The sequence below is a fragment of the Polyangium sp. 15x6 genome (genome assembly GCF_029960785.1).
Taxonomy (GTDB): Bacteria; Myxococcota_A; Polyangia; order Polyangiales; family Polyangiaceae; genus Polyangium.
In genome coordinates, this window is record NZ_JASBQE010000054.1 from 38,575 (window position 1) to 61,675 (window position 23,101).

The following is a 23,101-nucleotide window of genomic DNA, read 5'->3' on the forward strand; positions in this document are numbered from 1 at the left end:
CACCAAGCCTAGTGAAGTTTGGTGCGGTATGCACCTTGCAGCACAAGGGCTTTTTCTCCATGTTCGTGTCGTTGCACCGCCCTGGGCATCGACCCAGGCGGCTTTTTCCCGGCCGAGCCATGGAGCACACGATGTCCACGAAGCGCGTCACAGCCGTCCCCGAACACGTCGAGGTGTTGATCGTCGGCGCTGGCATCTCGGGCATCGGCGCGGCCTATTACCTGCAGAGGGAGCACCCGTCGAAGTCGTACGCGATCCTCGAGGCCCGCGGCGCTCTCGGCGGCACGTGGGATCTATTCCGCTATCCCGGCATCCGCTCCGACTCGGACCTGCACACGTTCGGCTATGCCTTCAAGCCCTGGGAGAGCGACAAAGCGATCGCCGGTGCGGACGCCATCCTCGCTTACCTGCGCGAGACCGCAGCCGAGAATGGGATCGATCGCAAGGTCCGATTCCACCACAAGGTGCTCGCCGCAGCCTGGTCCAGCGACGACGCACGGTGGGTGGTCGACATCGAGCGCTCCGACACCGGCGAGCGCCTGACGATCACGTGCCGGTGGCTCTTCTGCGCCGGCGGCTACTACCGCTACGACGAGGGATACACGCCTCGGTTCGAGGGCACCGAGCGATTCGGGGGACGAATCGTCCATCCGCAGCACTGGCCCGAGGACCTCGACTACGCCGGCAAGCGCGTCGTCGTCATCGGAAGCGGCGCGACCGCCGTCACCCTGGTGCCGGCCATGGCCGAGACGGCCGCGCACGTGACGATGCTGCAACGCACGCCCACCTATATCCTGCCCCAGCCCTCCGAGGATGCCATTGCAAACCTTCTGCGGAGGATCCTCCCTCGAGACCAGGCCTATCGGTTCACGCGGCGGAAGAACATTGCGATGCAGCGCGCGATCTGGCGATTCTGTCAGAGTTACCCGCGTACGGCTCGGCGCCTGATCCGGTACATCAACGCAAAGCAGCTTCCGAAGGGGTATCCGGTCGACGAGCACTTCAACCCTCCTTACGACCCGTGGGACCAGCGGCTGTGCGCGGTCCCGGACGCGGACCTCTTCAAGGCCATTCGCGGCGGCCGCGCGTCGGTGGTCACCGACGCGATCGAGACCTTCACCGAGCGGGGCATCGAGCTGAAGTCGGGCCGGGAGCTCGAAGCCGACATCATCGTGACCGCCACCGGGTTGAAGCTCCAGGTGTGCGGCGGCATTGCGCTGACCGTGGACGGCGCGCCGGTGCACCTCTCGGACAAGGTGGCTTTCAAGGGCATGATGCTCGACGGCGTCCCGAACTTCGCATTCGCCATCGGCTACACCAACTCCTCCTGGACGCTCAAAATCGGCCTGCTGTGCGAGCACTTCTGCCGCCTGCTCCGGTACATGGACGAACACGGCCACACCATCTGCCGTCCCGAGCCCCGCGATCCGACGATGCCGACCCGGCCGTTGCTCGACTTCGCCGCCGGCTACGTGCAGCGGTCGATCCACGAATTGCCACGCCAGGGCGACCGAGCCCCGTGGCTGATGTCGATGGACTACCACTCCGACACCAAGCTGTTGCGGGAGGACTCGGTGGAGGACCAGAACCTGCGGTTTTTCTCCCATGTCCGCCCCGCCATCGCGTCCGAGCCGAAGCTGACGGTATGAGCATCCTGCAATCCATGGGAGAAACGAGATGAGCACCCTCCGCGGCAAGGTCGCCGTCGTGACCGGCGCAGGCTCCGGCATTGGCCACGCGCTCGCCATCGAGCTCGCGAAGCGCGGCGCACGCCTCGCGCTGTCCGACGTGAACGAAGCCGGGCTCGCCGAGACGGTCGAGAAGGTCACCTCGCTGCACGCCGAGGTCCACGCGGCTCTTCTCGACGTCAGCAACCGCGACGCGTTCGGCGCGTACGCCAGGGAGCTCGCGCGCGCGCGCCTCCGCCCCCGCCTCGTGCACGCGCTCCCGCTTCCGCTCCCGTCCCCCCTCGACTACCTTCCCGCCTGATGCAGCCGCTCTCCTCCGACGCCCTCCGCGAGGCCCTCTTCGACGCTGTCGACGAAGGCGACCTCGACCGCCTCTCCTCCCTCTGCGAGGCGCACGAGCAAGCCATCTGCGACGCCTTCCCCGGCTGGCGCACCGTCCCCGAGCCGTATCGCGAAGGCCCCCGGCTGCGTTGGTACATCCAGGGCATGACCTCCGTCGCCCAGCACATGGCCGCCATGCGAGGCCGCCCCGAACTCTTCGCCGCCCTCACCACCGTCCCCGAGGACACCCAGGCCCTCCTCCGGCGCCTCGAACAGGCCCTGGCCGACATCGACGCCCTCACCGCCGAGGGCCGTTATGCCGAGGCCGAAGCCAAGGCCCGCGCCGCCCTCGCCGAGGCCTCTGGCCACAAGAGCGGCCATCAGGCCATGCTCACGGGCCGCCTCGGCGAGTGCCTCTTCCACACCGGCCGCGTCGCCGAGGCCCGCGCCCCCTTCGAGCAGACCCTCGCCCTCTGTGAAGAGTCGGGCGACGACCAGGGCGCCCTCGCTGCCCTCTTCTCCCTCTTCGAGGTCCGCCGCTACCTCGGCGACATAGCCGAGGCTGCCGCCACCGCCGAGCGAATCGCCTCCGTCCTCGACCGACTCGCCGACGCCGACGAGGCTCGCGCCTTCCGCCGCCGCGCCGAGCGCGTCCGGGCCGGCGAGCCGCGGTGCCGCGTCGTCGCCCTCGTCGACGGCAAGCCCGCCGAGATCGACGAGCTCGGCGGCCTCCAGGGCTCCGTCCAGTTCATCTACGAGCGCAACCGCCCCGAGCTCCGTGCCGCGTCCATCGCCACCGAGGAAGGCGAGCGCCTCGGCGCCGCCGGTGAGTTCGTCCGCGCCCTCGAAGCCTTCCGCCGCGCCGCCGTCGCCGATCGACACGACCCCTCACCGGTCTACCAGGCCGGCGTCACGTGCCTCTTCATGGGCCGCGCGACCGAGGCCGCGGAGCTCTTCCGCAAAACCGAAGAACTCGCCCCCGGCTGGTTCCGCTGCCGCGCCTACCGCTACCTCGCCGAGCGGGTTTCCGCCGGCACCCTCGACCCGGGCCTCTTCGCCGTGGTCACCGAGTTCGATCGCCCCGACCTCGACCCCACCGAAAAAATCCGCCGCGCCCGCGAGGCCCTCGCGAAGACCGACCTCGGTTTGCTCCACGTCGCCCTCGGCGACGCCCTCGCGGCGCAGCGCAAATCCCTCGAAGCGCGCGCTGCCTATCGCCGCGGCCTCGACATCGCCGAGGAGCCCGACGTCCGCACCCAGCTCCTCGTCAAGCTCGGCAACCTCGTCGACGATCCGGCCGAGCGCATTCGCCTCTACCGCGACGCCATCGACCTCGACGGAAACCTCCTCTTCGCCGCCGTCGCCCGCCTCTCGCTCGCCTCGCTTCCTTCGGCCTGACCCCTGAAAGATCCCGCCCCCGAACGGCGTTTGTCGTTCAACGCTCGGGGCCGCCCTTCGCCCCGAACCCCACGCTCGCCGCCGTCGAATTTCTCGCAAAACTTTTTTCGCCGGCCGCTGTCACAGAAGAACCACCCGCCCCGATACCCGGGTTGAACCGCTCGTTCTGCCAGAGGAGGTTACGATGCTCACCATCAAGGGTCTCGCCGTTCGTTTTGCCCTCGGTCTCGCTGCCCTCGCCGCCATTCCGGCCGTCTCGAACGACGCGGCGGCTTGCGGCGACGTCTTCATCCCCGAGATCGACCACCGCATCCAGGGCCTCGCGAGCGCCGAGAAGACCATGCGTGACGGCAAGATCGTGGCCTCGGCCCAGTCGATCGTGCGCATGTTCCCCGAGATCCGCAGCATCAACCCGGGCAAGGACGGCATGCTCCAGCGCGCGCAGCGCACCCTCGCCGTCGCCCTCGTCCGCGCCGACGGCGGCATCGACCTCGACCCGACCTGGCGCGGCAAGACGCCCGAGCAGCGCGCCAAGAACGTCGCCTGGGCCGTCGCGGCGCTCGAGCGGCTCCGCGAGCAGCGCAAGAACGATCCTTCCGTCGACACGGATCTCGGCGAGGCGCTCGCCAAGGTCGACGGACGCAAGGACGAGGCGCGCAGCTTGCTCCAGGGCCTCGCCGACCGCGACCTCATGGCCACGCCGCAGGGCTACGCCGCCCTTGGCCGCCTCCAGCACGAGGCGGGCAACCAGACCGCCCGCGACGCCGCCGTCCAGCGCTGCAACACGATGGCCAAGGACAGCGCGATCTGCCAGGTCCCCACGAGCCAGGGAGGCCAGAGCTAGCCGCTCGAAAGGATTTCATCCGTGCCCCGCGCGCTCGTCCTTGTCGTCGGTCTGGTCCTCCTCCTCCTTGGCTGTCGCAAGGACGAGCGCGCGGAGGCACCTCCGCCCGCTCCCTCCGCGAGCACGACCACGCTCGCGCAAGCCCAAGCCCCCGAACCGCCGCCCGGCGATCCCGCAAAGGGAAAAACCCTCGTCGCCAAGTTCGAGTGCAACCGCTGCCACGAGGGCACCGGCCTCGAACAACCCAAGCTCGATCAGGATTGCGTCCGCTGCCACCAGGAGATTCACGCCGGCACGTACCAGGCCTCGGCGAGCACGCTCTCGAAGTGGCAAAAGACCATCGTCCATTTCCGCGAGACCCCGTCGCTCGCGAACCTCGGCGGCCGATTGCGTCGCGGCTTCATCGAGAAGTTCCTGCTCGAGCCGCACGACGTCCGCCCGCACCTCGATACGACGATGCCGCGCCTCGAGATCACCCTGGAGGAGGCGCGTGACGTCGCCGCGTGGCTCACGTCCACGGCGACGCCGGCCCCGGCAGTCGCGCTCGAAGGCGCGAGCATCGAGAAGGGAAGCGCGCTCTTCGAGGCGAAGGGCTGTCGCCAGTGCCACGAATACACCGGCGCCCCGCGCGCCGCGCTCCCGGCCGGCGTGGCCGACCTCGAAGGGAAAGGCGAGCGCATGGCCCGCGCGCTCGCGCCGGATCTGCGGTACGTCCGCGATCGCATGGCCCCCGGCGAGCTCGTCCGCTGGCTCGCCGACCCGAAGGCGCAAAAGCCCGACACGCTCATGCCGAAGACGCCGCTCTCGCCCGACGAGGAGCGCGACCTCGCGGCCTTCCTCCTGCGCGCCGATCTCGCCCCGAAGATCGCCAAGATCATTCCGCCGCGCTTGCCCGTGCTCGACCGCAAGGTGACGTACGAGGAGGTCAGCCGCCGCGTCTTCCGCAACACCTGCTGGCATTGCCACGCCGAACCCGATTACGCGATCGGCGACGGCGGACCGGGAAACACGGGCGGCTTCGGCTATCGGCCCCGCGGCCTGAACCTCGCCGAATACGAGGGCATCCAGGCCGGCTACGTCGACGACAAGGGCGAGCGCCGCAGCATCTTCTCGCCGATGCCCGACGGCACGCCGCGCCTCGTGTATGCCATGCTCGCCCGGTATCGCGAGGAGGCAGGACAAACCGACCCGGTCGTCCGCGGAATGCCACTCGCGCTGCCGCCCGTCACGCCCGAGGACATCCAGCTCGTCGAGACCTGGATCGCGCAGGGCAGGCCGCAATGATCCCTCGATTGCGAGACGTGGGGGCGCTGCGCTGGGGCGTTGCCCCAGGCCCCACCAGGGGCTGTCCGCCCCTGGACCCGGACCAGCGCAAGCGCTGGACCCGGGGTCGATGAACTGCGCTCCGCGCAGTTCATCGAACGAGCCGGGGGTTCAAGACCGGCGACGGCCCTGCCAACCAAGGCAGCAGCGCTGACGTCTCGACGGGCGGGGCGGTCCTACCGGCCCGTGGGAAAACCTGCGCGGAGCGCAGGTTTTCCCCCTGAGGTCCAGGGCTTGCCCTGGTCCGGGTCGAGGGGCGGATAGCCCCCGCGGGGTCCGGGGCAGCGCCCCGGCGCGGCGGCCCCCGTTGACGGACCCCGGGGGGCCAGCGGCATCACGTGCCGCGTGCGCACGGGCGGACGGGCGCCCCGCTTGCATGGGCGGATGCGGACGGCGCGTCTGGCGCGGATCCGGGGGAGGCGTTCATCCATGCATCGGCGAACGTTCATCATGCTCGGCTTTTCGGGGCTGCTCGTCTCGTGCGTCGAGGTGACGGGAACCGGAGAGCCGGGAGAGGCGCCCGCGCCGCTCGATGCACGGGCCGAGATCGGGCTGAACATCGCCCCCGTGCCGCTCAAGCTGGAGAACGCGGACTGGGCCGTCGTCGGGCTCGGGAGTTATTACGTGAACGCCGCGTCCGCGTGCGTCGATTGCCATAGTTGTCCGACGTATTCGCCCGGCGAATCCCCGTTCACCGGCGGTCGCGGCCGCCTCGACGCCGCGCATTACCTCGCGGGTGGCGTGTCCTTCGGGCCTCTGGGCCAGAACATAACGGCGCCGAGCCTCGCGCCGGACACGAATGGTTTGCCCGGCGGGCTCACGCGCGAGCAATTCACCTCGGCCATGCGCACGGGGAAGGATCCGGACGACCCGAACCGGACCCTCCAGATCATGCCCTGGCCCCTTTACAGGGTCATGGCCGACGAGGATCTCGTCGCCATGTACGAATACCTGCGCGCCATCCCGACCGCGCAGCCGGGCACGTGCACCGGCCCGGGGCAATGAGCTTCAGCCCGGCCTCGGCTCCCCGAGGTGCCGCGGGAATTCCTTCACCGTGAAGAGGTGCCGCGCTGCCGCGAGTGGATCCGCCGGCAACCGGCAAAAGTACCGCATCGAGGTCCGGAGCGAGCCGAACGTGCGCTCGAGATCCTCCCAGCGAGCGTTTCCTTCCACGTTCGCGCGCAGGGGAGGGGGCGCGGCCGGGTCCTCGCGAAAGACACGTACGTAATCGAGCAGCCGCGCGTGATAATCGGGCTCCTCCACGATCGCCGCGATGGCCTCACCACGCGGGTGCGTTCCGGCGATCATCGATTCGACCTGCCCTTCGAGCTCGGCGAGGCCGTCGTCCCACATCGTGAGCAGCTCCAGATCGTACCGCGGGTTCGCGTGCACGACCTGCATGAGGTGGCCGATCACGTTGTCCCGGGTGCTGAAAAAGCCGACCGGATCCGCGAGCGAGGCCGGCTCCTCGAGGAAACGCAGGATCTGGTGGAACGTGTAGTCGATGCCGACGCGCTGGTAATACTCGGACGAGGCGGGCGAGATCCAGAACCGCAGCATGTCGATCGCGCCCACGATGAGCTGGATCCGCGTCGGCGCTGCTTCGATGACGCCCGCCTCGAGGAGCCGCGAGAGGCGCGCGTCGAGGTCGCGGCCCTTGCCGTACGCCGCGAGGTTCCCGCCGAAACGGGCGATCTTCCCGGCCATCGCCGCGGGGCTCCCCGCCGCGCGGGCGAGGAGCTGGATCGGGGAATCCGTGCGCCGCGGCGTCATGCGCGCCTCAGAACCGCGCGAATCGCCGCAACCGGAAGTAGACCGGCGTCGGGCTGTTCTCGTCCTTCAATTTCTCCGGCCCCTCCATCAGGGGCACGTACATCACGCGCCGCTGGCTCGCGTCGCCCGTCGCGCTCGCCTCCGCGACCCGATGCCAGATGCGGCCGTCGTGGATCGTCAGATCCCCCGCCTCGGCCACGAGCGCATATTCGGCCGGATCCGCGTCCGTATCCATGAAATGCGCCTTCCGCGTCAGCATCGGCCAGAGCCCCTGCTGGTGCGAGAACGGAATCAGCCGCACCCCGCCCTTCTCGATGGGCGAGTCGTCCAGGTAAAACCCGACGTTCAGGTAGCGCCGCGGCATCTCGAAATAGAAGAGATCGCGCAGGCTGTCCGTGTGCCAGCCGAGCCGCTTGTAGCTCGATCCCTCCTCGCGGCGGTAATGGTTGATGACGAGCCCGTCCCGCTCCCGTTCGCCGATGCGATACCCGGGGCCCGCGATCTCCAGGATCGCCTTGAAGCGCGGATCCTGCAGGAACGCGTGCAGCCGCTCGCCGAAGAGCGACGAAAAGCACATGCGCTGCACGAAGGCGCGGCCGTCCTTGCGCTTGCCGACGATGAGCGGCACGCCGTTGATGACCGTCCGCCCCTCGGCCACGAGGCGCGCGTCGATGGCCTCGACCTCTTCCACGAGCTTCGCCACCTCGGCGCGCGGCAGGAAGCCCTTGAAGCGGATGAACCCGAACGTGTCGAGGAACTCGACCTGCTCGGGCGTCAGCCGCTCGCCGAGCTCGAAGCGCGGCATGTCGATGCAGCGGTTCATCGGCGGCATCGCGGCCGCGCTCGTCGGTTTCACCGGGGCGTCGGGAGCTTCGATGGTCGTCGTGGTCATGGTCTCGGCTCTCTACCAAATTTCCCGGCCGGCGCTCTGCGCGGGCCGTGCCACGAATCGGACACGGTACGATCCGCCCTTCAGGGGGCGGGCGGCGGCTCCGGGATGTCCGGGGGCGCCTCGTCCGCGGAGACGAGCCGGCCGAAGAGGTTTCCTTCGCCCTTGCCGCTCGCCGTCGTGCCGATGAGCACCGTGTCCGCCGCCAGCGTGCCCGTGCCGCGGAGCACGCCGTTCGCGTCCGGGGCGAACTCGGCCGTGAGCGTGACGTTGCGCAGGGTGACCGGCGGGACCTGCACCACGACGTCCGTGGGCGCGGTGGCGAACACGACCTTGCCCCCGGGCTGGTCCACGGCGCAGCCGTCGATCGTGAACGAATATCCGGTCGGCGGCGTGCCATACGGCACGTAATCCGAGTGCTCGTCCGGCGTGCCCGCGCGCTCGGAGGGCGCGACGCACTGGGGCTCGGGCAGGAGTCGGCAGACCTCGCTGCTCTTGCACGACATCGGACAAACCTGGGTCTTGTCGCGATCGGCGTTCGTGGCTTGCCCGCGCACGCGCCCCGTCGCGGGGTCGACGTGGAACGAGGCCCAGAGCTGGACCTGCGTCTGCAGCGGCTTCTCGATGTCCGCGAGCAGGAAGTACTTTCCGGTCGGGAAGATCGTCGAGGGTTTGTCGCACTCGAGCTTGAACGAATAGCCGAAGAGCAGGCGCTTGCGGACCGTCGTGAGGTTGCCCGCGACGTCGCTGAGGCCGTCCTCGATCACGAGCGCGAGCTTGGGTCCGACGGGCAAGGGCGCGCTCGGCTTGATCACGAGCGTCGCGTTCGCGTCCACGAGCTCGGCCGTGCCGCCCGTGGTGAGGGCCGTCGAGAACGAGAAGAACTCCTCGGGCGTGCTCTCGGGATCGGTGTCCTCGTCGAGGAGGTTGCCCTCCACGTCGGTCTCGAGGCGAACGATGGAGACGTGGAGCGTCGCGGGATCGACGGGCTCGGAGAACGCGAGGACGATCGGCGCCGTCGCGTCTTCGAGCACGCCGTCTTCGGCGCCCACGATGCGCGGCTGCGGGGGACCATCGTAGAGCTCGCAGCCGGCGCCGAGCGGGGCCACGAGCGAGAGCAAGAGGAGCGAGAGAGGAAGACGTCGCATGTCCGTGCTCCGCGCGATCTAGAAGAAAAACGTGGTGCGACCCTGGAGGAGGACGCTGCGCACCGCGTAGCCGTCCTCGTTCCGGAGGGCGTCGCCGGGGAAGAGCACCGCGGCCTCGAAGTCGAAGAGGAAGTGATCGAGGTAGCGGTAGGAGATGCGCCCGTCGAGCTCGGTGCCGTAGTAACGGCCGGGCTTGCCGCCGGCGAAGTTGACGAGGTCGTCCTCGATCGTGAGGCCGTCGCGGGCGAGGAGCGAGTTCACCGGATCGACGACGGGCTCGGCCGCGAACGCGAAGAGCGCGCCGCCGCGCAGCGTGAGGCCGCGGATCGGGCGGATGTCGAACTGCGGGAAGATCGCGATCGCGTTCGTGAAGGCGCCGCGGTTGTACACCGAGTCCGAGGGAAAACTCGGGGCGCCGAGGCGATTCAAGAGCTCGGTGCCCGCGGCCGCGACGCGCGCGGTCTGGAAGGCGAGGACGTGCTCGAAGAGCAAGAGGCCCACGTTCGCGTCCTCGGCGAAGACGAACTGCGTGAGCGGCGTGCGGTTGTTCGGATCGGCGTCACCCGAGGCGTAATCGAACTCGAGGTACGCGGTGTAGAGGGGCTTGTCGTAGCGGACGACCGCGCGCGCGCCGCCCTGGAGGATGCGCTGATCGACGACGGGATCGTTCGAGATGTAGCTGTTCGCCAGGGCGATCTCGCGGGTCGAGCCGACGTTCATCGCGCCCTCGGCGGTGAGGTGGAAGTCGCCGATGCGCCCCATCGCCTTCAGGCCGAAGCTGTTGATGCTGGAGCTGTTCGCGTCGTCCCAGCGATGCACGTAGTAGCCGCCGACGAAGACGTCGCGGGCGGGGCCGAGGTTCGGCGCGAGGTAACGGACGGCGACGTCGACCTGCTGCACATCGTCGGCGAAGAGCTGCACGCTGTCGGTGACCCAGCGATCGTAGGCGAGCGCGAGGATGACCCCGCGGTTCTCCGAGGTGTCGCGCTCCTCCTTGGGCTTGAAGGCCTCGAGGGGCTTGGTCGCGAAGAGGACACGATCGACGAGGTTGCCTTGCCGGCTGAAGCCGAAGCGGTTCGTCCTGCCGTCGCCGTCCGCGGCCTGGATGCCCATGCCGTTGTTCGCGGACTGGCGGCCCACGCGGAGCAGCCCGATCGGGAGCACGACGTCGCCGTAGGCCTTGCGGAAGCGGATCTGCTCCTGCGAGCAGAGCGTGTAGCCGTAATCGTCGGCGTTCAAAGGGTCGGACCCGCGCAGGCCGACGCAGGGCGTGGTGACGTTGGGGCTCCGGGCGTTGATGTTCGTCCCGAAGTTCGGCTTGGGGCCGTCGGCGAGCGTGCCGTTGTCGCCCCAGAGCACGCCGTCGAGCATGTCGGCCGAGGCGTAGAGGCGCACCTTGTCGAGGTAGTCGACGCCGACGTCGAGGCGCAGGCGGTGCTCGATCCAGCTCACGCGCCGGTTCGACTCGCTGTTCAGCGCGATCGGGTTCACGTAGAGCAGGTTCGCGCGATACTCGGCGCCGGCGCGGAAGCCGAACTTGTCGAGCGCGTATCGCGTCCCCTGGCCCTTCGGGTCCGGATCCGTCCACGCCTCGGTGGTTTGCGCGTGCGCGTCGCCCGAGAAGAGCGCGAGCGAGAGGGCGAGGGCCGAAGGGAGCGAGGCGAAGAGGGCGGCGGGCGTTCGCATGGTGCGGGGAGATCCGCACGGTATCCGCACTCGGCCCACAGGCGCAACGCCTTGCCGCATCCGTCAAGGACAGCGCATCGCGCCTTCGAGCTTGCCGGTCTTCGCGCGGTAGACGAGGCCCGACTCGGCCGCGACGCGGCGCTTCGGATCGAGGCAATACACGGCGAAATCAACGGTCGCGTCGCCGGTCTCCGGATCGAAGTCGAGCGAGGTCTGCGCGCCCGTCAGGTCGATATTTTTACCGCCGCGTAGGACCTTGAGCGCCGTGTAGATCCCGCCCTGGCCGACCTCGACCGGCTCGCCCGGGGGCACGAGGCGGCGCACGGCGCGCGCGAGCCCCCGGCCCGTGATGGGCTCGTCGCCCAGCGCGAGCGCGGCGTACGCGACGGCGTAAAACGCGTCGTACGGCGCGCTCGTCGAGTCGTACGGCGTGACCTTGTCGGGGAAGATTTCGTTGTGGTGCACGACGAACTTCGCGAGCGCGGGGTTCATCGCGGCGTCGACGCTGAGCAGCCTCCGCGAGGCGTCCGGGCGCTCGGCGACGAGCTTCAAGAAGTCGTCCGAGGCGAGCGAACCCGACATGACGTAATGCGGCCGGAAGCGGAGGTTCTTCGGCCAGCGTCGCTCGAGCTCGACGAAGAACTGCGCGCCCGCGCCGGCCTCGAAGACGACGTGCGGCGCGAACGCGCCGATCGACTCGATCAAGGGCGCGACCGCGTCGCCCGTCTGCGATCCGGAGAGCTCGTCCTTCACCACGAACTGGCGCAGATCGTCGCCGTTCTCATGGGCGCTCTTGCCGTTCCAGCGCAAGGCCGAGACGAGTTTGTCCGCGTGGCTCACGCCGGAGGCGTTGTCGACGCGGACGATGGCGACGCGTAAGGCCTCGTCCGGGCGAAGGATCCCGGGGCGCTTGCGGATCTCCGGCTCGAGCACGTTCTCGAGGAACGCGGCCTTCGCGGGCGTGGACATGGTCGCGCTCGTGGTCACGCGCAAGACGAGGCGCGCTTCGTCCGGCGCGTGCGAGATCTCCGTGAGCATCGAGGCCGTGTTCGAGGCGAGCGCGAGCACGCCCTTCGGCAGGAAGTGGGAGCTCGCGAGGTCGAGGACCTCCTTGCTGCGCGCGAAGCCGAGGACCGCGGGCACGCCGATGTCGTCGACGAGGTGCGAGGCCGCGCGCTCGGCCGCCTCGGTGTCGTCGCAGAGGACGATGCCGATCGGGCGAGGTTTTCCCGCGCCGCTCGCGGGCGGCAGGCCGCCGGTGAGGCTCGCGAAATCGCGCCGGGCGAGGTCCACGGCGCGCGCGGCTTGCCGGCCGTACGGCGTGCCCTTCTTCTCGTCGTGCGGGTACATCGCGCCGATCCAGATCGTGGCGTCGTTCCCGACGTCGCGGTCGTCGGCGAGGACGCGGCACTGATCGGTCTCGAGCGTGACGCAGGCGCCGCGGTCCTTGCGGCAGATCGCGTGCTTGTCGCCGCCCGGGATCGCGCAGTCGGCGTTCGTCACGCACGCGGGGCGCGGCGCGGGGTTCGGAGGGCTCGGCGGCACGTCGGTCAGCACGAGGTGTTTCGCGCGGGCCACGAAGAGCACGAGGAGCGTGGCGATCATGCCGAGGCCCGCCGACATCATGAGCACGGCGCGCGCCCGGGAAGGGTGCTGCTCGGTGGGCCGCGAGGAGAGAGGCTCGCTCACCGTGTTCTGCGGCGCGCCGTCGACGGGCGCGGCCGCCGGCGCGAGCGAGGGCGGGCGCGGCGAGCCTTCGTTCGGCGGGGGTACGTCGAGCACGGTCTCCACGAGCTCGGCCCGCGGCCGCGACGTGACGACGCGTCCCGAGGCGGGCTGGAGCGAGATGCGCTTCGACGACGACGGCGCGAACGCGAGGGAGCTGCCGCTGTTGCGAGGTCCGACGACGGAGAGCGGCTCGCCGTACTCCGCCATGTGGGCCATGCCGATCGCGTCGCGCATCTCGCGCGCGTCCTCGAACCTGTCGTGCCGCGAGTACGCGAGGGCTTCGTCGATGACGCGTGCGATCTCGCGCGGGACCTCGGGCGCGACGTCGATGAGGCGCGGCGCGGGCTTGGTCGCGGTGCTCGTGAGCAGCTCCGTCGCGCGGCTCGCGTCGTGCACGAGCCTGCCCGTGATGAGCGTGAACATCGTCGCGCCCGCGGCCCAGAGGTCGGTGCGCGCGTCGATGGCGCCTCGATCCCCGAGGGCCTGCTCGGGCGGCATGTACGCGGGGGTGCCGGCGACGCCGCCGCCGGGGCCCCCTTCCTCGTCGGCGACGCGCGCGATGCCGAAGTCGAGGATCTTGAGGATGCCGTCGGACGTGATGAACACGTTTTCCGGCTTGATGTCGCGATGCACGATGCCCTTGTCGTGCGCGGCCGCGAGCGCGTCGCAGAGCGCGTGGCCGATGACGAGGACCTCGCGGCAAGCGAGCTTCCCGCCTGCGCGCCTCCGCCGCTGGTCGAGGGTCTCGCCTTCGAGCAGCTCCATCACGAGGAACGGGCATCCGTCGTCGGAGACGTCGTCGTCGAGGACGCGCACGGCGCCGGGGTGCTCGATCCGGTTCGCGACGTAGCCTTCGCGGACGAAGCGGTCGCGCTGGGTGACGCTGGCGGAGAGTTCGGGGTGGAGGATCTTGACGGCGACCCGGTGACCGTTGCGGTGAACGGCGAGGTAGACCGTGGCCATGCCGCCCACGCCGAGCACGCGCTCGATGCGGTACTTCTCCCGGAGCGTTTTGCCGACACGACGTGCGGCGTGCTCGCGGGCAGAGGGCGGGGGCATGGCGGAAAGGAGGATACCCGATCAGGGAATTTCCGGAACGGGGGGTTCGCCGCGATGCGCTACGTCGAGTCGGTCGCGGTCGGATCCACGGGGGAGGGAGGACCTTGGTCCTCAAAAGTGTACGAACGTGAACAGCGGAATGTTACCGCCTGGCGGCAGCGGTTTTCATCTGGGAGCCGTTTCGCTGGGGCGTTGCCCCAGGCCCCACCGGGGCTATCCGCCCCTGGACCCGGACCAGCGCAAGCGCTGGACCGTTTGTCGATGAACTGCGCGATGCGCAGTTCATCGAACAGGCCGAGGCAAGACAAGACAGCCGCGCTGCCCTTTCGATGGGCGACGCGGTCCAACCGGCCCGTTGGAAGAACTGCGCATCGCGCAGTTCTTCCACCCCGAGTCCAGCGCTTGCGCTGGTCCGGGTCCAGGGGTGGACAACCCCTGGTCGGGGTCCGGGGTGAAACCCCGGCGCTACGCTGCGGTCAAGCGAGCTCGAGGAGGGTATCCACGACCATCCATTTCGTGCCGGATTTGCCTCGCTGACATTTCGCGCTCGGGACCATGCGGCGCAGACAGGACACGATGCTCTGCGCGATGGGCTCGACCACGGCGCTCAGCATTTCCTGGGGCAATTCGATCCGGATCAAATGAACGCCGCCGCCGCGGTTCTGGTGCGCCACCTTCGTCCCGGCGATCTGGCGTTCGAGCTCGGGTAGACGTTGCAGCTCGTCGTAGACTCGATCCGTGACCGGCGTGTGTTCTCGCGGCTCGGGCGTCTCCGTGCTCGCGCGGAGGAGATCGCTGAGTGCCTCGCGGACCGTCATCTGGGCCTTCCCGAGGTACTTCATCACGAGCTCGATGAGCTCGCCCCTCGCGATCACGCGAATGTCGATGCCGAGCCTGCCTTCGAGTGCGGCGCATTTTTCCTCGAATGCTCCGCTCGTCACCTCGGCGGTCGTCACGATGACGCCGGCGTCGATCTTGTGCAGCTCCTTGGCTTGCTCGATCTGACGGAGCGCGCGCTCGTCGTCGTGGAGCCCGTCGTTTTGCTTGATCTGCACGGCGACCTTGTATTCGATCCCCAGCGGATCCCGCGTGTAGACGATGAGATCCGTGCCCCTCTCCCCGGCCCCGCCCCACTGCTCGACGCGCCCGCCCTCGTAGATGCACACGAACAGGTGGTGCACGAGGTGCTCGAGCTCTGCGCCCTTGTATTTCGTCTGGATGTGCTTCCACGCCGCGTCGCGTACGGCCGTGAAGAACCCTTCGGCTTTTTGGGTCTCCGGCTCGGGCGTCCACGTATCCTTGCCGGACTCGATCGCGTGGACGAGCGCTTCCACGGCGGTGCCGAGCGCGTCGATCGACCACATCCTCGACAGGTTTCGCATCGTCGCGCGGAGCTCTGCGTCGACGTGCGTGTTCTCCGCGTCGATGCTGCCGATCTTCCCGCCCGGCGTGCGGATCGGATCCACGGCGACGATATGACCGTAATCCGGGCCTTCTCGCCCCGGCGCGACGATCGGCGCGAAATCGTATCCGCCTTTCACGCGCGCGAGCACCCAGCGGCCTGGCTCGGGCAGGTTCGGCAGGATGAGCACGTTGCCCGGCTTCAGGCCGTCGGGCTCGGTGTCGAGCAGGCGCCTGTTTCGCCAGACGCTCGCCTCCTCCTCGGTGAGCTTTTTTCCCGCGCGCACTTGATCACGCAGCAGCCGCAAATCGTGCTCGCGTCGCCAGCCAAAACCCTGGCGCAGGCGGCCCTGTTCGAGCTCGCGGGTGAGGAATGCGCGCTGGGTGCGATCGGTGCGGATGACGAGGTAACGGCGTGGCATGAAAGCTCCCCCCAGAGAGCGTTTGCATTCGGACGTTACCATGCCCGCCGGTACGGGTGGTGCGGATTGTCAGTCAGGACGGTCCGGGATCCGACGAACGAGCGCGCATTTTTGCCACTCCGACGCACGCGGGACTAACGCGTCGCGCAACACGGGAATGACGATATCGGAGTATTTCGTCCCGAGAATACGGACGCGCGTCTATTCGCGGTTCAAGGGCGCGGCGGGGCCCGGTCTTCCCGGAACAGCCTCGCGACGAACTTCCCCGCGGGCAGCTCCTGCCAGGCGCGCATGTGGGCCACGGGCTCCCGGGGGAGATCGTCGATCGAGCAGAGGGGGGCGCCGTACTGCGGAGGGGCGAGGACCACCGCCGCGAGGCTCGCGAACGTGATGTCCGCCATGGTGAGCGCGTCGCCGACCAGGTAACGGCGACCGTCCTCGAGCTTCTTGCCGACCTCGGCGAACGCCGCCTCGACTTTGCGGAGCGAGCGCTCGGCGCCCTCGGGCGTGATGCGCATGGCCCGGCGCATCGCGGGGCGGACGACCGGGAAGACGATCGGGAGCAGGCGTTTCTCCAGCGCAGGCGCAGGTTGCATGGCCGAGAGGCGGAGCACGAGGTCGCGGTCGCGCAGCATGTGGAAGTACATGAAGCGCCGGGTGTGCGGCCCGAAGTTCTCGTCGAAGTGGTCCTCGAGCGCCTCGATCTCCCGGCGCTCGGCGTCGTTTTTCCCGTACAGATGCGCGCCGGGCGCGCGGCGATCGGCCCACCTGGCGATGTCCGTCGAGTCGTTGAGCGCGCCCTCGTCCGTGATGAGCGCGGGCGCGCTGCGACGACCGCCCGCGCGGCGCACGGCGAGCATGTGGAACGCGGGAAGGTGGCCCGATTCGCGGTACGTGATGCCCGCGCGATCGAGCGTCCACCGAGCCTTCTCGCAGTAGTGGCTGAACGTGATCGTGACGAGCAGAGGGGATGGCATCTGGTCCTCGTCATGTATCATGCAGCGATGGACGTTTCGCTTATCTTTCGGAAGAAGCTCGCGCAGCGCGTCGCAGCCGCGCTCGGTGTCACGCTCGCCGCGCCCGTCGCGTTCGTCGGCTGCGGCGCGAAGGTGGTCGTCGACAGCGAGACCACAGGAACGGGCGGCGCGGGCGGCACGGGTTCGTCGTCGGACGTGAGTTCGTCGACGGGCCCCGAGACGTCGAGCTCGACGGGCCCCGCAGCATGCGAGGGCGGCACGGGGGAGGTCACATCGTTCCTCGCGTGCATCCCGTCGGACGTGAGCCCGTCGTGCCCGACGGCGGAGGGGGCGTACCCCTCCATCGCGCAGAGCCTCGATTTCTGCTCCTGCCTGCACTCGGTCGACGTCGGCCCGAAGCCCGATCCGAGCGGCAATGGCCTCTGTTGCTACGATGTCACGATCGAGCTCGTGTGTGCCGTCGGCAGGCCGCTCCTCGCCGAAGACGGTCCCGCCATCGCGCCCGTCGAGGCCGCGCGGCGTGGTTGGTCCGAGGAGCCCCTCGCGCCGAACGTCGAAGGCCTCTCGGCCGACGCACGCGAGGCCCTCGCAGAGCGCTGGATCCGAGACGGTCTGTTCGAGCACGCCTCGGTCGCCGCGTTCTCGCGTCTCGCCCTGGCGTTGCTCGCACACGGTGCCGACGAATCACTCGTCCGAGCCGCGCACGAGGCAGCCCTCGACGAAGTGCGTCACGCGCGGCTGTCGCTTTCGCTCGCAGCAGCCTATCGAGGCGCTCCCCTCGCGCCGCGAGGGTTGCCCGAGGCGCTGTCGTTGCCGCTGGGCGAGGGCCTCGTGGAGCTCGCCGTGTCGACGGTGGTCGAGGGCGCAGTGGGCGAGACGCTCGCAGCGGTACTCGCATCCGAGCAAGCCGAGCGCGCATCGGACCCAGCCGTGCGTCAGGTGCTCACAGGCATCGCAGAGGACGAGTCGCGCCACGCAGAACTCGCGTTCCGGGTCCTCGCCTTCGCGATCGCCGCAGGCGGAGCACCCGTACGTGACGCCGTCGCGCAAGCCTTCCACGACGCCGCAGCCCGTCTGCCTCCGCCGCCCCCAGAGCCGCCGCTCCCAGCCGACGTGGCCGCAGCGCACGGCCACGTCCCGCGAGGCGACGCCCGCGCCGCGTTCGTCCGCGCCATGGACGACGTCGTGTTGCCGCTCGGCCGCGCGCTCGTGGAAGCGGCCTGAGAGGGGAGAGCGGGGCGTTGCCCCGCACCCCAGCAGGGGGCTGTCCGCCCCCTGCACCCCGGACCAGGCACGGCCTGGACCGAAGGCCGAGAAACCGCGCGATGCGCGGTTTCTCGGACGGGCCCGGGGCAAGACCCGAAGCCGCGTTGCCAGCCAAGACCGCAGCGCTGCCCTACCCGCGAGCAGACACGTCAACGCTGCGGTTTCGACTGGCAAGCCCGTCGCCGGTCTTGACCTGGCCCGTTCGATGAACTGCGCATTGCGCAGTTCATCGACCCCGGGTCCAGCGCTTGCGCTGGTCCGGGTCCAGGGGTGGACAACCCCGGGGTTTGGGGCGTAGCTCGGCTTGCCGAGCGTAGCCCCATCGTTAATCAGACGGGGTCCGGGGTGAAACCCCGGCGATGCGCCGCCCGGAAGGCCGCGGGCGTCATGCCGCGCGCGCGGCGAAAGACGCGGATGAAATGAGTCGGGTCTGCATAACCGACTCGCTCGGCGACGATGTCGATTCGCTCGTCCGACGAGATGAGCAGCCGCTCGGCCTCGGCGACGCGACCTGCTGCGATCCACTCGCCCGCCGTCTTTCCCGTCGCGCGCCGGAGCGCCGTCGTCACGTGCGCGGGCGAGCGCCGCACGGCCGCGGCCACATCCGCGAGCGAGATCGGCTGCATGCAATGCTTCTCGATGTAATCGAGCGCCTCTGCCACGAGCGGCGGGTTCGAGGACGTGGTCCCGGGCGAGGGAAACGGCTGCGCGCGTAACACCTCGGCCAGGATGAGCGCGACGAGGCTCTGCACGACGAGCTTGCCTGCGGGGCTCGGGGGGGCGCTCGTCTCTCGGCCGAGCTCGCGGAAGAGACCGACGAGGTGCTCGTGCCGGTCCGAAGGGACGGTCACGACGGCGGACCCGCCGCCGCGCACGCGCTCGAACGGCGCGAGGAGCGGCTTGAGCTCTTGCGAAGGCAGGCAAGGAACGCAGAGACCGAGCCCCCAGAGCTCCGCGCTCTCGGTGGTGAGCACGCGATGCGGCTCGCCCGCGGGGATCACGAGCACGTCCCCTGCGCCGAGCGTGTGGCGCCCGCGTTGCTCCACGATCGCCGAGCCACCGACGTAAAAGCAGAGGACGGCATGCTCGTGCGTGGCGGGCCGTGACGGGGCCTTCTCGGCGCAGGTGACGGCCCGATGGGCGACGAACGCGCCGCCGTGCCCCGTAACCTCCCAGCTCTTGCGGTTCATGCGATGGCATCCTACCAGAGCGCGCGCCGCACGGACGGATCTCGTGGTAGCATCGCTCCGATGCGTTCTTTTCTCCACATTTCCATTCTGGGCTCCCTTCTCGTGCTTCTTCCCGCTTGCAGTTCGGATCCGGCGGACACCTCGGGAGCCGGCGCCTCCGGCGGTAGCGGCGGGGCCGGCGGGGCCGGCGGGGCCGGCGGCGGCGGCGCGATGCTCGGCTGCACCGAGCCGACCACGATTCCTTGTGAAGATCAGGTCTTCCAGGAGATGAACCTTCAACCCGAGGCCGCCCCCGGGCTCATCACGAGCGATCCGGACGGCGACGGGTTCGCCTCCGGGATCGACGCGACCGCGGGCGGGTTCGGCGCCCCCCAACCGCACTCGTACGTGTACGGCAAGTTCACGGAAACCGGCCTCCAGAAGGTGGAGATCTCCGACGAGGCGTCGCTCACCTCCATGGAGTGGGACATCGCCTTCCGGCGCTCCACCGTGCGTATCAACAGCGGCAACTCCGGGCCCTCCTGCGTCGCGGCCACGCGCGTGCCCGGCGCCGACGTGAAATACGAGGACGTCACGGCCGCGCCCGACGGCGTCCCGTACCGCGCCGACGAGTATTTCTCCCAGAGCTGCGAGATGATCCCGGACGGCTCGGGCTTGCCGGGCTCGCCCGCGGTCGCGCTCCATTTCTGGGACTACAACGGATGCGTGAAAATGAACGGCTTCGTGTATGCCGTGCGCCTCGCCGACGGACGGCACGTGAAGGTCGTCTTCGATTCGTATTACGCGCCCGATGTGCAGGAGCAGTGCAACACGACGGACATGATTCCGATGATGAACACCGGCTCCGGGAACTACCGCATCCGCTGGGCGTTCCTGCCGTGAGGGCGGCTCGCCTCCTCGCGATGGCCGCGCTCTTTACGCTCGCCGCGTGCGGGTCGGAGGGCGCGGCGCCCGGGGCGCTCGCGTGGGACGCGCCGACGCTCGCGCCGCTCGACCGGCCGGATACGCCGGGCAATGGGCTGCAGTTCAACTTCGAGCCGGGCGACGTCGTGGAGGCGTTCTCCTCGCCGGGGGGAAAGTTCCTCGTCCATTTCACGCTCGCGGGCCCGAATGCGGTGCCGACGGCGGACGCGGACGGCTCGGGCGTGCCTGATTTCGTGGAGCAGGTGGCGGCAGTTTACGACGATGTCCTCGGCCATTACGAGGCGATGGGGTTCCGGCCGCCGCGCAGCGACGAGGGGCTGCCGGACAACGGGGGGGACGGCCGGTTCGACGTCTACCTCGTCGATTTCGCGGGCATCGGCGACGGCGTCTACCAGACCGACACCTGCGGGCCGGACAACCCGAGCCAATGCACCGGCTACATGGTCCAGGAGAACGATTACAAGGGGTACGGCTACCCGTCCACGCTCGTGGCGAACCGTATCCTCGGCAGCCACGAGCTCTTCCACGCCATCCAGGCCGCCTACGATCACGACCAGGGGAGCATTTTCAACGAGGGGACGGCCGTCTGGGCCACGGAGACATTCGACGCCACGCTTCCCGACTTCGAAGCGTTCATCGACGGCTACCTCGACAACGTCGACCGCTCGCTCGACGTGCCCCTGCCCGGGCCCGTGGATCCGTTCAGCTACGGCACCGCGATCTTCTTCCAGTTCCTGGAAGAGCGCCATGGCGACGGCACCGTACGCACGCTCCTCGAAAAGACCGAGGACGGGGTGGACGGCGTGGCCGATCCGGACTGGTTCGACGTGCTCGATCCGACGCTCGCCGCGGCGGCTGGCGTGTCCTTCCCCGAGGCGTTCGTCGAGTTCGCCACGTGGAACCTCTTCACGGCGCAGAGCGCCGACCCGACGCGCGGATATGCGAACGGCGCGAAGTATGCGCCCGTCGACATGGAGAGCGTCGCCGCGCCGTATACCGACGTGCTGCGGGTGTTTTACGCATCCTCACAATACTATCGGGTCGGGTCGGGCGGGCGGGCGCAAATGACGGCCGCGCTCGCCACGCCGGAGGACGCCGCGGATCAGGTCGATGATCTCGCGTTGCTCGTCACGACCCGGACAGGCACCACGGTCGGCCCCGTCGTTCGCGCGCTCGACGTGCGCGCGGGCGTCGATCCGATCGACACATCGAGCGCCGATGATCTCGTGGTCGTCGTGGTGAACGGCGCGCAATCGGGCAACTCCCGCAAGCCCACCCTTTGCATCGGAGCCCCTGACGAGGTCGAGGCCTGCAAAACCGCCGTCCAGAGCTCCGGAAGCGGAGGCGGCGGCGGAAGCGGAGGCGAAGGCGGCAGCGGAGGCGGAGGCGGCGGCGGAAGCGGCGGCGGCAGCGGAACCGACGACCCCGGCGGCTGCGGATGCGCGCTCTCGCCCGCCCCTGCGGGCCCCGGCCTCGCGGCGCTCGGGGCCCTCGTGCTCCTCGGTCACCGCCGCGGGCGCCGTCGCAAAGCCAGGCCCGCGAGCACCACCCCGTAAAACGCCCCCGCCATCCACACGTCCCCGCCTGCCCGGCCCGCCCGGCACGCGCAGCCCGCGTCCTCCTCGACGGGCTGATCCGGCAGGTGCGGCAGCACCTCCACGTCTTCGAGCGCCACCGTCAGCGCGGCGACCGGGTCCACGATGCCGTGACCGAACACCACGTCGTGCCCCGCCGCGTCCGGCGTCGCGTATGGCGCGGGCCTCGCCGTCTCGACGAGCAATTTCACGATTTCGTCCGACGTCATCTCCGGCGCGGCGCTCGCGACGAGCGCGGCCACGCCCGCCGCCACCGGGCACGCGGAGGACGTCCCGCCGAAATTGAGCGTGTAATCGGTCGGATCGAGCCCACCCGGCCCCACGATGTCGGTCGTGAGCGTGCCGATGGGCGCCACGAGGTCGAGCGAAGCGCCGAAGTTCGTGAAGAACGTCTTGTCGTCGAACTGGTTGATCGCCCCGATCGTCAAGACGCCCCGCACGGCATTCAGCTCGTCGTCGCCGAGCTCGCGGTTGTCGTTGCCGGCCGCGAAGACCACGACCGCGCCCTTGCCGCCCCGGCCGTTGTCGAAGACGTTGTCGATCGCGTCGCGCAGCGTCTCCGGGACGGGCATGGCCTCGACGTATCCCCAGCTGTTCGAGACGACCGCGGCGCCCGTTTGCAGCGCGAAATCGAAGGCCTTGATCGGCGCGGAGAGCGGCGTGGCCTCGTCGGCCAGCATGCGGACGCAGCGCAGGCGGCATTCGGGGCAGGCGCCCGCGATCCCGACGCCGTTGTTCGTGGCCGCGCCGATGATCCCGGCGCACGCCGTGCCGTGCTCGGCGCCCGAGAACGCCGGGTCGTAACTCGCGTCGTCGTCGCCGTCGACCACGTCGACGCCCGGATCGAACTTGCCCTGGAGATCGGGGTGCGTGAAATCGCAGCCGCTGTCGATGACGACGACCGTCGTGCTCGGATCGCCCTGCGTGAGGCCCCAGGCCTCGGACATGCGCATGCGGGCGTCGTCGAAATACCATTGTCCGGAGAAACGCGGATCGTCGGGGGTAAACGGTTCGCCGCGGCGCTCCATGCGGACGTAGAGGTTCGGGACGGCGTCACGCACGCCCTCGGAGCGCGCCTCGGAGCTCGCGAGCGCGGCGGCGATGGCGAGGCCGTCCTCGCCGGCCGTGTCCTCCGCGAGCCAGAGGCCGATCGAAGGCATGAGCGGCTCGACGAGGCGATATCCGCGGCGGGCGAGGGCCTCTTCACCGCCCGGATCGAGGCAGACGACGGCAGAGTGATCGATCGAGGCGAGGAACGACCGCGACCCGTAGCGGAGGCGAACGGGCGTGAGGCTCCTGCCGCGCGGATCGAGGGCCGCCGCGCCGAGGCGCTCGGCCGTGACGGCGCGGTCTCCGTCGAGGAAGGTCGTCGCCGCGGGCGGAGGCGCGGCGTGGGCGAGCGGCGCGGCGAGGAGCGTCGCGAGGAGCGGGAGCATCGTGCAAGCGTGTGGGATTCGGGGCGACATGCG

At 69.6% G+C, this 23,101-nt stretch carries 17 protein-coding genes and 1 pseudogene; 9 read left to right on the top strand and 9 right to left on the bottom strand.

The features are described from left to right. The first annotated feature begins 131 nt into the window (after positions 1-131). The 6 genes and pseudogenes from QHF83_RS32210 to QHF83_RS32235 all read left to right on the top strand — a co-directional run bounded on the left by QHF83_RS32210 (position 132) and on the right by QHF83_RS32235 (position 6,579). Entirely contained in the window at positions 132-1,649 is a 1,518-nt protein-coding gene (locus QHF83_RS32210; RefSeq protein WP_282421834.1) for an NAD(P)/FAD-dependent oxidoreductase, read from the top strand. A 28-nt stretch (positions 1,650-1,677) separates the two neighbouring features. Then, positions 1,678-1,905: pseudogene (locus tag QHF83_RS32215) on the top strand (SDR family NAD(P)-dependent oxidoreductase); the annotation flags it as partial. A gap of 83 nt (positions 1,906-1,988) precedes the next feature. Next, positions 1,989-3,407: a tetratricopeptide repeat protein gene (locus tag QHF83_RS32220; protein ID WP_282421836.1), complete on the top strand. Its 1,419-nt coding sequence runs from the start codon at positions 1,989-1,991 to the stop codon at positions 3,405-3,407. Between the two features lie 184 nt (positions 3,408-3,591). After that, the gene (locus QHF83_RS32225) at positions 3,592-4,251 is read left to right on the top strand and encodes a hypothetical protein (RefSeq protein ID WP_282421837.1); all 660 of its coding nucleotides are present in this window, start codon (positions 3,592-3,594) and stop codon (positions 4,249-4,251) included. Positions 4,252-4,272: 21 nt separating this feature from the next. Then, positions 4,273-5,535, top strand: a complete 1,263-nt coding sequence (locus QHF83_RS32230) for a c-type cytochrome (protein WP_282421838.1) — start codon at positions 4,273-4,275, stop codon at positions 5,533-5,535. 468 nt (positions 5,536-6,003) lie between these two features. Further along, positions 6,004-6,579 carry a cytochrome C gene (locus QHF83_RS32235; RefSeq protein WP_282421839.1) on the top strand — a complete coding sequence of 192 codons (576 nt, stop codon included), beginning with the start codon at positions 6,004-6,006 and terminating at the stop codon, positions 6,577-6,579. Positions 6,580-6,582: 3 nt separating this feature from the next. Here QHF83_RS32235 and QHF83_RS32240 read toward each other — a convergent pair whose 3' ends face one another. The 7 genes from QHF83_RS32240 to QHF83_RS32270 form a co-directional block, all read right to left on the bottom strand. After that, the gene (locus QHF83_RS32240) at positions 6,583-7,347 is read right to left on the bottom strand and encodes a hypothetical protein (RefSeq protein WP_282421840.1); all 765 of its coding nucleotides are present in this window, start codon (positions 7,345-7,347) and stop codon (positions 6,583-6,585) included. Between the two features lie 7 nt (positions 7,348-7,354). Next, on the bottom strand, positions 7,355-8,239 hold the full coding sequence (locus QHF83_RS32245) for a phytanoyl-CoA dioxygenase family protein (RefSeq protein WP_282421841.1): 885 nt from the start codon (positions 8,237-8,239) through the stop codon (positions 7,355-7,357). An 80-nt stretch (positions 8,240-8,319) separates the two neighbouring features. Further along, positions 8,320-9,384 carry an Ig-like domain-containing protein gene (locus tag QHF83_RS32250; protein WP_282421842.1) on the bottom strand — a complete coding sequence of 355 codons (1,065 nt, stop codon included), beginning with the start codon at positions 9,382-9,384 and terminating at the stop codon, positions 8,320-8,322. Between the two features lie 18 nt (positions 9,385-9,402). Continuing rightward, positions 9,403-11,070, bottom strand: a complete 1,668-nt coding sequence (locus QHF83_RS32255; RefSeq protein WP_282421843.1) for a hypothetical protein — start codon at positions 11,068-11,070, stop codon at positions 9,403-9,405. Between the two features lie 63 nt (positions 11,071-11,133). Further along, positions 11,134-13,857: a bifunctional serine/threonine-protein kinase/ABC transporter substrate-binding protein gene (locus QHF83_RS32260; protein ID WP_282421844.1), complete on the bottom strand. Its 2,724-nt coding sequence runs from the start codon at positions 13,855-13,857 to the stop codon at positions 11,134-11,136. Positions 13,858-14,333: 476 nt separating this feature from the next. Beyond that, on the bottom strand, positions 14,334-15,680 hold the full coding sequence (locus QHF83_RS32265) for a restriction endonuclease (protein ID WP_282421845.1): 1,347 nt from the start codon (positions 15,678-15,680) through the stop codon (positions 14,334-14,336). A gap of 212 nt (positions 15,681-15,892) precedes the next feature. Then, positions 15,893-16,657 carry a glutathione S-transferase gene (locus tag QHF83_RS32270; RefSeq protein ID WP_282421846.1) on the bottom strand — a complete coding sequence of 255 codons (765 nt, stop codon included), beginning with the start codon at positions 16,655-16,657 and terminating at the stop codon, positions 15,893-15,895. Between the two features lie 27 nt (positions 16,658-16,684). Here QHF83_RS32270 and QHF83_RS32275 point away from each other — a divergent pair, with 27 nt between their 5' ends. Continuing rightward, positions 16,685-17,881 (top strand): ferritin-like domain-containing protein, encoded by a 1,197-nt coding sequence (locus QHF83_RS32275; RefSeq protein WP_282421847.1) that lies wholly within the window; start codon positions 16,685-16,687, stop codon positions 17,879-17,881. Between the two features lie 371 nt (positions 17,882-18,252). Here the strand turns inward: QHF83_RS32275 and QHF83_RS32280 are convergent, their stop codons facing one another. Beyond that, the gene (locus QHF83_RS32280) at positions 18,253-19,113 is read right to left on the bottom strand and encodes a helix-turn-helix domain-containing protein (protein WP_282421848.1); all 861 of its coding nucleotides are present in this window, start codon (positions 19,111-19,113) and stop codon (positions 18,253-18,255) included. A 60-nt stretch (positions 19,114-19,173) separates the two neighbouring features. Here QHF83_RS32280 and QHF83_RS32285 point away from each other — a divergent pair, with 60 nt between their 5' ends. Together QHF83_RS32285 and QHF83_RS32290 are read left to right on the top strand one after the other, a co-directional pair. Next, on the top strand, positions 19,174-19,995 hold the full coding sequence (locus tag QHF83_RS32285) for an HmuY family protein (protein WP_282421849.1): 822 nt from the start codon (positions 19,174-19,176) through the stop codon (positions 19,993-19,995). Between the two features lie 20 nt (positions 19,996-20,015). Then, the gene (locus tag QHF83_RS32290; RefSeq protein ID WP_282421850.1) at positions 20,016-21,593 is read left to right on the top strand and encodes an MXAN_6640 family putative metalloprotease; all 1,578 of its coding nucleotides are present in this window, start codon (positions 20,016-20,018) and stop codon (positions 21,591-21,593) included. Here QHF83_RS32290 and QHF83_RS32295 read toward each other — a convergent pair. Then, a complete protein-coding gene (locus tag QHF83_RS32295; RefSeq protein ID WP_282421851.1) occupies positions 21,542-23,098 on the bottom strand; it encodes a S8 family serine peptidase in 1,557 nt (518 codons plus the stop codon). The two genes, QHF83_RS32290 and QHF83_RS32295, sit on opposite strands and share 52 nt — an antisense overlap. Between the last annotated feature and the right edge of the window lie 3 nt (positions 23,099-23,101).

Coding starts and splice junctions, on each gene's coding strand:
- QHF83_RS32210 (WP_282421834.1), top strand. CDS start 132: ATGTCCACGAAGCGCGTCACAGCCGTCCCCGAACACGTCGAGGTGTTG.
- QHF83_RS32280 (WP_282421848.1), bottom strand. CDS start 19,113: ATGAACCGCAAGAGCTGGGAGGTTACGGGGCACGGCGGCGCGTTCGTC.
- QHF83_RS32275 (WP_282421847.1), top strand. CDS start 16,685: ATGGACGTTTCGCTTATCTTTCGGAAGAAGCTCGCGCAGCGCGTCGCA.
- QHF83_RS32295 (WP_282421851.1), bottom strand. CDS start 23,098: ATGTCGCCCCGAATCCCACACGCTTGCACGATGCTCCCGCTCCTCGCG.
- QHF83_RS32245 (WP_282421841.1), bottom strand. CDS start 8,239: ATGACCACGACGACCATCGAAGCTCCCGACGCCCCGGTGAAACCGACG.
- QHF83_RS32225 (WP_282421837.1), top strand. CDS start 3,592: ATGCTCACCATCAAGGGTCTCGCCGTTCGTTTTGCCCTCGGTCTCGCT.
- QHF83_RS32220 (WP_282421836.1), top strand. CDS start 1,989: ATGCAGCCGCTCTCCTCCGACGCCCTCCGCGAGGCCCTCTTCGACGCT.
- QHF83_RS32255 (WP_282421843.1), bottom strand. CDS start 11,070: ATGCGAACGCCCGCCGCCCTCTTCGCCTCGCTCCCTTCGGCCCTCGCC.
- QHF83_RS32270 (WP_282421846.1), bottom strand. CDS start 16,657: ATGCCATCCCCTCTGCTCGTCACGATCACGTTCAGCCACTACTGCGAG.
- QHF83_RS32260 (WP_282421844.1), bottom strand. CDS start 13,857: ATGCCCCCGCCCTCTGCCCGCGAGCACGCCGCACGTCGTGTCGGCAAA.
- QHF83_RS32240 (WP_282421840.1), bottom strand. CDS start 7,347: ATGACGCCGCGGCGCACGGATTCCCCGATCCAGCTCCTCGCCCGCGCG.
- QHF83_RS32290 (WP_282421850.1), top strand. CDS start 20,016: ATGGCCGCGCTCTTTACGCTCGCCGCGTGCGGGTCGGAGGGCGCGGCG.
- QHF83_RS32235 (WP_282421839.1), top strand. CDS start 6,004: ATGCATCGGCGAACGTTCATCATGCTCGGCTTTTCGGGGCTGCTCGTC.
- QHF83_RS32250 (WP_282421842.1), bottom strand. CDS start 9,384: ATGCGACGTCTTCCTCTCTCGCTCCTCTTGCTCTCGCTCGTGGCCCCG.
- QHF83_RS32265 (WP_282421845.1), bottom strand. CDS start 15,680: ATGCCACGCCGTTACCTCGTCATCCGCACCGATCGCACCCAGCGCGCA.
- QHF83_RS32285 (WP_282421849.1), top strand. CDS start 19,174: ATGCGTTCTTTTCTCCACATTTCCATTCTGGGCTCCCTTCTCGTGCTT.